The organism is Chitinophaga sp. (assembly GCF_035564935.1).
Lineage (GTDB): Bacteria > Bacteroidota > Bacteroidia > Chitinophagales > Chitinophagaceae > Chitinophaga.
In genome coordinates, this window is record NZ_DATMTE010000347.1 from 1 (window position 1) to 9,812 (window position 9,812).

At 50.3% G+C, this 9,812-nt stretch carries 5 protein-coding genes; all 5 read right to left on the reverse strand.

Annotation, left to right across the window (positions count from 1 at the left end; genetic code table 11):
* A partial coding sequence (locus tag VN105_RS09130; RefSeq protein WP_325640062.1) for a GDSL-type esterase/lipase family protein occupies positions 1-1,264 on the reverse strand: 1,264 nt, incomplete at its 3' end.
* Complete coding sequence (locus tag VN105_RS09135; RefSeq protein WP_325640064.1) at positions 1,261-3,882, reverse strand: sodium:solute symporter family transporter; 2,622 nt, start codon at positions 3,880-3,882, stop codon at positions 1,261-1,263. The genes VN105_RS09135 and VN105_RS09130, both read right to left, overlap by 4 nt.
* Position 3,883: 1 nt before the next feature.
* Entirely contained in the window at positions 3,884-4,834 is a 951-nt protein-coding gene (locus VN105_RS09140) for a dihydrodipicolinate synthase family protein (protein WP_325640066.1), read from the reverse strand.
* Positions 4,835-4,879: 45 nt separating this feature from the next.
* Positions 4,880-6,412, reverse strand: a complete 1,533-nt coding sequence (nanU, locus tag VN105_RS09145; RefSeq protein WP_325640068.1) for a SusD family outer membrane lipoprotein NanU — start codon at positions 6,410-6,412, stop codon at positions 4,880-4,882.
* Between the two features lie 20 nt (positions 6,413-6,432).
* On the reverse strand, positions 6,433-9,729 hold the full coding sequence (locus tag VN105_RS09150; RefSeq protein ID WP_325640070.1) for a SusC/RagA family TonB-linked outer membrane protein: 3,297 nt from the start codon (positions 9,727-9,729) through the stop codon (positions 6,433-6,435).
* Between the last annotated feature and the right edge of the window lie 83 nt (positions 9,730-9,812).

Genomic DNA, 9,812 nt, shown 5'->3' on the forward strand with positions numbered 1-9,812 from the left:
GGTTAACTTTCCGCAGGGTGGCAGTATCCCATACCACGTTATCAGTAGGCGCCAGCGGTTTCATATGTAGTAAACGGATGCTGGGATTGTTTCCGCATCGCCTGTCCGCAACATTGCTGCTGAAAGGCGCTCCCTGTGATACATCCCTCAAAGGGTTGTTTCCACCGCTTCCCCTGTGCAATACAGTTTCCTGTAACGCATCCTTCAAAGGAAAAGCCATATTGGATTGGCCCGAACATATCCATACTTCACCGATCATCACATCTTCCAGCACAACCACTTTACGCCCCGTGGAAACCCTTACCTGGTATGGACCACCGGCTTCCATTGCCGGAAAGGATATTTCCCAGTGTCCCTGCGCGTCAGCGTGTATACGTTTACGTTGTATGCCGGTGTACTCAGCGTGTAACCGTTCCCGTTGCATGGTTATCGTTGCTGCTTTTCTTAGTGCTATACCTGCGTATGACCGTTTACGTTGTCCCAGCAACTCCACGGTTACTTCTTCTCCTTCATCTGCCATGCCATAAAATTTCAGCGGCTGCCGGCGTTGTAACACCATGTGAGCGGAAAAAGGCGTAGCCAGTTGCAGGCCGCCATAACTACCGGTGATACGGCTATATACTGTTTGTGCAATAATAGCGGCCCCGGTGGTATCGGGATGTAAAGCATCTGCGAATAATTCAGGATGCGCATACAGCGGGGCATGCAAATCAACCAGTCCTACATGTGCAGCCTTTGCTACCTGCTCAATTGCCTCTTGTATTTGCCAATACCAGTTGCGGGTGCCTGATTTAAAACGGGGATGCTCATGGAATACAGGCGTTAGCCTGCAGATGAACACTTTTACTTCCGGGTTTACACGGCGGATGGTATCAATGAGTGCATGGTAATCCGGTATAAACTCATCCCGGTGATCGGGCCAGTCGCGCGGATCAGTGTCATTCAGCCCCAGGTGGATAATCGCTATATCCGGCGCAAAGCGCAACATCTCCGCAAAGGCGGCGGTAGTATCATATGGCCGGTGACCGTTCTTCAGCAAGGTGCTTCCGCTTACGCCAAAGTTCTTCACCTGGTAACCGGCGCCCAGCAGCTGTTGCAGCCGGGCGGGATAACTGTTCATTTCCCGGTTGGGCAGGCCATATCCGTAAGTAACGGAATTACCTATGCAGGCCACTTTCAGCGGCTGCTGCCTGCTAAACACGGGGCTGTTGCAAAGCCACAGCAACACGATCAGCCAAACCTGTTTAACACTGTTTACTTTCATGAGGAATATACCGTTAAACCAGTGATGTCTTTTCCTTTTCCTGCCAGCAACAGGCTGCATATATAACCGAAGAACATACAGCTCAGCAGCCCGGTGAACGCATACAGCAACAGGTGTATATGCGTAAAATACTGTACCCCCAGCTGGGTAATACAACTGATCAGCATTCCTGCTACCACACCCGGGCCATTGGCCTTTCGCGTAAATATTCCCAGCAGGAAAACCCCGCCAATACAACCGGTGAATAATCCCAGTATGGTATTGAACTTGTCCCACAGGGAGCTTATTCCTTTCTGCGCCATATATAAGGCAATACCTGTAACAAAGATCCCCAGCAATAAGGTGGCCAGCCGCGCAAAAAATAAGGTCTGTTTTTCGTTTACCCCTGGCCGTAGTTTTTTATAAAAATCAGTAGTAAGTAAGGTAGCAACGCTGTTCATGCTGGCTTCGGTGCTCGACATGGCGGCCGCAAAAATACCGGCAATCAGCAACCCGGAAATGCCGGGCGGCAGCTGGCTTACAATATACCACGGAAAAATATTATCCGGATCGTTGAGCGAAAAATTGATCTGCCCGGGCTGCTGCCTGAAAAACAGGAACAATAGCGTACCCAGGCTAAAAAACACCAGTGTGGAAGGCAGCGTGAGCCAGGCGCCCAGTTGCAGGCTTTTAGCAGATTCCTCCGCTGTTTTGGTAGTAAGGTAACGCTGTACCGTGGTTTGATCAGTGCCATAAGTAACAAGATTGATAGCCAGGCCGCCAATCAGTACCACCCAGAAAGTGGGCTGCGTAAGGTCAAAGCTCATATCAAATACCTTCAGCTTATCGTACTGCAATACCGTATGCCATTCCTCACCGGCATGATGCAGGTGAAAGGGAATATACAACAGGCAGAATAAAGCGCCACCAGCCAGGATCAGTACCTGTATCACTTCCACCCAGATAACGGCTTCTATACCGCCCTTCACGGTAAAGAAAATGCTGACTGCGCCAATAAGCAGTATGCAGATGTTCACATTGATACCGGTTACGAGGGTGAGCGCAATACTTGGCAACAGCACTACAATTCCCATCCGCCCCAGCTGCAGCAATACATACAACAACGACGCCACGAGGCGGGAACCATAGTTAAATCGCCGGTCAAGATATTCATAGGCTGAGGTTACATTCAACCGCCGGTAAAAGGGGATAAAGAAACGGACAATCACCGGCATGATCATGATAATGGTCATGAGCATGAAAAAGTAGGTCCAGTTGCTGGCGTAGGTTTTGGCAGGGATACCCATAAAAGTGATGGCGCTGAGCTTGGCGCCGAAAATGCTGATACCTGCCGCCCATTGCGGGATACGCTGCCCTCCTTTAAAATAATCGGCAGTAGTGGTTTGATGTGCAGTGAAAAAATACCGGGCTACGGTCATGAGCAGAAAGCACGTAATAAGCACGGCAATATCCGGCCATGAAAAAAACTGCTTCCGGGATGGTGTGCCCTGTGTAATAGCGGGAGTACGCACACCGGCTCTTACTTCGCCCGAGGGAATGATTATATCGTTGCCCCAGCGTACAGCCGTGGTAGTTACCTGCGCGGCAAACGGCAGTGTATCTGTGGCAGTCCATACATCAGTGATGGTATTGTATAGCAGCACCTCGTTACTGAAGCCGGGATGGCTTCTTTGCAGTATTGCTTTCTCTTCGTTGAGGCGTTGCCGTTTTACCGGGTCCGGTTCTTTCGCGGCAGCGGCTATCAGCGCTTCCACGCGGTGAAAGGTGTGCCCTTTATCGCCGCCAAACAGCAGCAGGTAACTGGCGCCTGTAGCGATGCCGGTACCTGCTGATAACGCATAAGGTAAAGGAGCGCAGGCATGCCATTGCCCCGTGGCCGGATCATACCTGTTCACCTGGTTGTACAGGTTGCTGGTACCGCCGGTATTGTGTTTACGCCCGCCTGCCAGGTATAAACAGGCATGATCACCGTTGGACTGTGACAGCAAAACGGCATGTGATACCGGTTGTGGCAGTAATGGCAAAACCCTCCATCCTGCTGCCGGTTGCTGCATATCCAGGCTTAAAAACTGTGCGGAAACTCCGGCCGGAGTTTCACCCCCGGCGAGGTACAACGTATTATCCTGCACGGCAAGCGCCGCATTGCTTACCTGCTCCGGCAGATCCGGCAATGCAGTAATGTGCAGTTTACCGCCATGCCACTGCAGCAATAGTACTTTTTGTACAGGCCCCTCCGTTGTTTCTCCCCCGGCGCATACTACGCCCAGCGGCGTACTGCAGCTGGCGCCATAGGCAAGGGGAAACGGCAGGTGATATACCTGACCGGTGTTAGTCACATTGCCTTTTTCATCTTTCCGGAAAATATATACTTCGGTATAATACTTCTTTTTTCCACCTTCCCAGGGCATACCGTCCGGGAAATTGGCGCCACCGCCAATCATCAGCACCTCTCCGTGGATACCGGCCACAGCGCCTGCCAGTCCCGGTTGTGGAACGCCTGCTACAGCAGGCGGCAAAGTAGCCGCCTGCTGCCAGTTGATATGGTTCATTTTCTTTTGCTGCGCCATCATGCAAAATGCAGATAAAAGTATACCGGTGATACAGATCAATCGTTTCATATTACAGTTCCCCCGCTTTTTCAGACGGCGGCTGCACTGATTTGTACTCATCAAACGCTAACGCATGTACGTCTTTACGGAATAACTCAAAGTCGGTGGCGCTCATATTCTTTACTGGCAGGCGGAACTCACCACAGTTGATGCCCACCAGTTTCATATAGGCCTTACCGGTAGCAATGCCGCCGTATTTACCCAGTAGCCGGATCATGTCTATCGACTGCTGCTGCAATGCCTGTGCAGCAGCGAGGTCGTTGTTTTCAAAGGCATGGATCAGCGCATGATACAAAGGAGCGGCATAATTAAAAGTGCTTCCTACCGCGCCTTTTGCGCCAATAGCCAGGGCGGACAACATATTCTCATCCCTGCCCCAGAGCATGTCGTAGCGACCGTTCTGGTAACGCATACACGACAGGAAATCCATGAAATCTTCATGGGTGTACTTAATCCCTGCAAAGTTGGGGATCTGCCCGTCTACAGCCTGCAAAAGATCTGTCATGGCATAATTGCCACCGGTAAGCACAGGGATATGATAGTAGTAAAACGGCATCCCCGGCACGGCTCCTGCTACTACCTTGCAGCATTCTGCAAGCATTTCTACGCTGGCCGGTTTAAAGTAAGAGGGCGCTGTAAATGAGACCGCATACAGTCCCAGGGAATACGCGTGCCTGGCCAGTTCCACGCAATCGGCAAGAGAGGTGCCTCCCACCAGTAGCATCACCTTAAACGCAGGATCTTCTTTTGTACAGGCCGCCCAGGCTGCCGCCACCAGCTTTTTCTCTGCGGTGGTCATCGATACGCCCTCCCCGGTGGAACCGCAGATAAATGCACCTGTCACCTTGTTTTGTTTGAGGAAACGATAATATTGCGGGATCACGTCAGGATTTAATGCGCCGTCTGCATCCATTGGGGTAAACGGTGCGGCAATCAATCCTTCCAAATGCTGAATCTTCATATACTGATTTTATAAAGTACGATGTAATGATGTAAATGCTATCTGCTAAAATGCAGGATAGCCCGGGTTTTGCACGAGTGCACGGTTATTGGTTAAAGACGACCTGTCGATAGGCCAGAGCAGCTTGTACGACTGCGACGGCAATACGGTAGTATGTTCATACACATAGTTATCGCCCATTCTGCGGAGGTCATACCAGCGTTTGCCTTCAAAAATAAATTCCAGCAGCCGCTCGTGCAGCAATGCCTCTTTAGGATCCGTATCAATGGCCTGGTTGGGATATGCCAGCGCCGGTGCATAATTGGCGCCGTATGCACGCTGTCTTACCAGGTTGATTTCCGTAGCCGGATTTTCGCCCAGCGCAACTTTGGCTTCAGCAAGCAACAGCAGCAGGTCGGCATAGCGGTATATGGGAAAATCGTTCGTATACTGGCGGGCGCCTGCATTCTGTTCTCCTTTATATTTGGAAACAAAAGCACCGGCTATCACATAATCAGCGCCCGCTTTGCTGTATGCAGGTTGGATGGTGGCCCACTTGCGGCTGTCGGTATCACGGTACCGCCTGAACGTAGCAATTTTCACCGGCGCCCGCAGCAAGCCGCCCCAGTTGTCGGTGGTTACGTTAAACTGCCGGTTACCTACAGAATCATAGAAGTTGGCGATCAAACCTGACTGCGGTACAAAAGACCCCGGCACAAACCCGATAGTAGCTTCATTCAGGGCATACCTGCTGGCGAAAATAATTTCATTGTTGCCTTTCCCGGAAGAAGCAAAAACATCCGCAAAATTGTTCAGCAGGGCAAGCGAGGGAACGTTGGTTTTTATATCCGTTAACGCTGCTTTCGCAACGCCTGCATCCGTGGCGCCACCGCCGCGATAGCTGGTCCACAGGTATACTTCCGCCTTCAGCATTTGCGTAGCGGGCTTTGACCAGAAGCCTTTGTTGCTCCTGAAAGAATAATCTGTACCGAAGCTGAGCGCAGAACTATCGATATCGCTTTTAATTTGTTTCATCACGTCCGTCTCGCTGGCTGCCGCCTTCGCAAGATTGGCCACATCAATGGAAGTAAGCGGCGTTGTTTGCAATACTACTTTACCCCAGGAGCGCAGCAACTGGAAATAATAGAAAGCACGCATGCCATACGCTTCTCCGAGGTAATAGGCTTTATTGGCAGCGGATACCGGGTTGTTGCCACCCAGCTTTGAGATCAGCAGGTTAAGCTGCGCGATGTTTACATAAAAGTTGCCGAAGTTGCTAACCCCCGGCTGATCAAGATCAAGGGTTTGTAACCACATGCGCTCCAGCCCCTGCGGGGCTTCGCCGGTAAAGCTGGCGCCGCCGGCAATTTCGGATCCATAAATATCTGCACGCATTTCGCCGAGCGATTGCATGGCCCCATTATCAGCCCTGAACTGCGCGTGTACGCCTGTTACGAAAGCATCAAACTGTTCAGGCGTTTTCCAGAAACTTTCATCGCTGATATTACTCACCGGCGTAAGATCCAGTTTATTGGAACAGCTATTGAATAATACGGCTGCTCCTATGATGGCAAGCAGGATGGTGATATTCTTTTTCATATTATAATGCATTTAAAATCTTAGAAAGAAACCTGTACGCCTAACACAACCGACTTAGGCGTTGGGTAGGTACCCTGGTACACACCGCTGATAGCGCCGTTGCCATCTACCGGCGGCTCGGGAGAAGGACCGCTGAACCCGGTGATATAAAAAAGGTTATTTAAACTTCCGTATATGCGTGCCTGTGAGAACACTTTTGTGCGCGACAAAAGCGTTTTCGGGAAGTTATAGGAGAGCGTAATTTCCCGGCAGGCCAGGTAATCACCTTTCTCATAAAAACGGCTGTTGTTACCATTCAGCACGGGGTTCGCATTATTGGCCCGGGTATAATTCTGTTTCGATCCGGCCACCTGGTCGGCGAAATATACCTTTGGAATATCCGTACTTGTATTGGTGGGCGACCACGCATTTTTCTGCATCTCCAGGTAATTAAACGTACCCTGGTAGTTACCCAGCGTACGCGAAATCAGGTCGTTGTATACGGTATGCCCGGTGGCAAAATCAAAGCGGCTGTAAAGAGAAAATCCTTTATAGGAAAGATTCGTGGAGAATCCGCCGGTCCATTTCGGGTAGATATTACCGAGATATACCTGGTCGCGGGAATCGATGGTATCATTCCTGTCTATATCCTTCCAGTTTACGTCACCCGGTGTAATGCGGCCATTGGCGCCGGCTACAAGGTTGGGGCCTGTTATTTTTGCAACCGCGTCGTAACGGTTGCCTGCTATATCAGCTACTTCCTTCTCATCTTTAAAAACAGATTCCTGCTGGTACCCGTAAATGGCGCCCAGTGTTTGGCCCTCCTGGTAACCGCCTACCCAGATCACTTTTCCGGATGACGGATCAAATACCTGGAGTCCTCCCTGGCGGTTATTTTCATTACCGTTATACGGCAGCTTTAATATTTTGTTCTTTACAAAAGAGGCATTGGCGGTTACCGTAAGGGTAACACCGCTTTTAGTATTCAGTACGTTTGCATTCACGGCTATCTCATACCCCTTATTCTGATAGGTACCAAGGTTAGTGCGGAACGTGCCGTAGCCAGCATAAGATGGCAGCGGGATATAGGTAAGCAGGTCGCTGGTTTTGCGGTTATAGTAATCGAACAATACGGTGATCCTGTTATCCAGGAAGCCAAGGTCTGCTCCTACGTCCGTGGTTTTACTTTTCTCCCATCTCAGTTCAGGATTTACGGGAGAAGTATTCAGGAAACCTGCCTGCCCGTTGTAGTTGGTTTGCAAACCGTATACGCCCTGCACTTCATACCGGCCAAGCCCTGCCACGTTTCCGTTCACGCCATAGCTGATGCGCGGCTTAAAGGTGGATATATATTTATTCAGTCCGGCGTTGGTATAAAATGCTTCCTGGTGCATATTCCAGCCCGCAGACATGCCCGGGAAAAAGCCCGACCTGTTCTTTTTCGGCAAACTGGAAACGGCATCCTGGCGGAACACCATGGTAAGCAGGTAACGCTGATCGTAGTCGTAGTTCAATCGTCCGAAAGTAGATACGATGCTGTATTGTGAGCGGGTGCTGAAATTAGTACCGGGTGTAAATACCGTAGAGGCGTTGGCGGTAGGAATATCATCTGTAGGCGCGCTTTGCCCTGCTACCTGCATGGCGAGCGATTTCACCCCGAAATATTCTGCCCCTGCCATCAGGTTCACATTATTTTTCCCGGCAAAGGAACGGGTATAGTTGAAGATACCGTTGTACTGCTGCTGGAAATCCCTTGTCATACCGGCTATAGCATCCCGTTTGGTGTTGCTGAAAGAAGGCGGAGTGGCAAAGATGTTGGCATAGGTTTGGGTGGCCGACTGGAACGACTGGTTTACTTTTTCTTCCAGGTAGCCGCTGGCGGTGCCTTTAAAGAACAGTCCCGGCAGGAGGTCCCATTTTGCGGCGGCGTTCACGCCAATCCGGTTTGTTTCGGCTGACCGCTGTAGCTTACCAAGCCAATATAAAGGATTACCATCAGAAGCGGAGTTGCCGGGATTAGGTTTTGTTTTAGCGTCATCCAGCCAGGGATTGAAAGTGGGCCATATGGCCATGCTCCTGTAAAGGGTATTTACATCGCCCGCAATAGCGCCGGTTTGGGTAGCAGTAGAAAGGGTAATGCCTGTTGTTACTTCAATATTGGGTTTTACTTTATAAGACCCGTTGAGATCACCGGAGTAACGTTTGTAGCCGGAGCCTACTATCACACCATCTTCTTTATAATAATCGAAGCTGGCAAAATATTTTCCTTTGTCGTTGCCCCCCATTACGTTCACATAATGATCCTGCGTATAAGTGTTCCTGAATACCAGGTTTTCAATTTCGCCGCCATGATCTTTGAAGATGATGGTGCCGCCGTAGGGATCTCCTACCGTATCCCAGCCCTGGCCCAACAGGGAGCTGTTGGCCGTGTTGTAGGGACGGATATCAAAAGAAGCCAGGTCGGCTGCATTGGTGGAAAGGCCCAGGCCACGGGAAGAATTTACCTGTGCCAGGGTTCTGCCGGAATTGAAATAACCGAGGCGGGTATAATAAATGTAATCCTTTGCATTCATGTACTGGTATCCCTGTCTTTCCTGGTTATAGCCGCCGGTGAATTTGTACGACACCTGCGCGCTGCCTGCTTTACCCTGTTTGGTGGTGATGAGGATAACGCCGTTGTTGGCCCTGGCGCCGTAGATGGCGGTTGCAGCGGCATCTTTCAGCAGTTCTATGGAGGCGATATCTTCCGAGGCCACATCATTATATGCCCGGATGATTCCATCAACAATCACGAGCGGGGCGCCGGGGGTATTAATAGAAGCGCCGCCGCGCAACACCATTACAGGGGAAGCCCCTGGCTGGCCGGTTGTGTTCACCACCTGTAAACCGGCCACTGTTCCCTGCAGGGCACTGCCTATATTGGAGCGCGGGGCATTGGCCAGTACTTCCTTATCCAGTTTGGCAATGGAGCTGGTTACATTTCTCCTGCTTTGCGTACCGTATCCTATCACTACTACTTCATCCATTTGTTTTTCACTGCTCTTCAGGCTGATGACCAGTGTTTGGCTGCTCCCTACAGGAACTTCCTTTGTTTCGTAACCGATATATCTCACCAGGAGAATGTCCTGATCGCCGGCGGTAATGGTGAAGGTGCCATCGGCGGTTGTTTGTGTGCCGGTATTCTTTCCTTTAATACCGATGCTCACACCTGGTAAGGGCTGTTTGTCGCCCTGTGAAACTACTTTACCGGATACCGGTCTTGTTTGTGCCTGGGTGTGTACCAGGGGAAATACACCGGCTATTAGTAATAATAGCGGGATAAGGATTACATTTTTCATAACTTTAATTTTGGTTGCATCACGTATTATGTATGACATAATAAAAGTAATAAAAAAATGGAACCTGCAAATATTTTTTTACT

Excerpts from the sequence above, each read along its gene's own strand:
- VN105_RS09135 (WP_325640064.1), bottom strand. The coding sequence starts at position 3,882 with ATGAAACGATTGATCTGTATCACCGGTATACTTTTATCTGCATTTTGC.
- VN105_RS09140 (WP_325640066.1), bottom strand. The coding sequence starts at position 4,834 with ATGAAGATTCAGCATTTGGAAGGATTGATTGCCGCACCGTTTACCCCA.
- nanU (WP_325640068.1), bottom strand. The coding sequence starts at position 6,412 with ATGAAAAAGAATATCACCATCCTGCTTGCCATCATAGGAGCAGCCGTA.
- VN105_RS09150 (WP_325640070.1), bottom strand. The coding sequence starts at position 9,729 with ATGAAAAATGTAATCCTTATCCCGCTATTATTACTAATAGCCGGTGTA.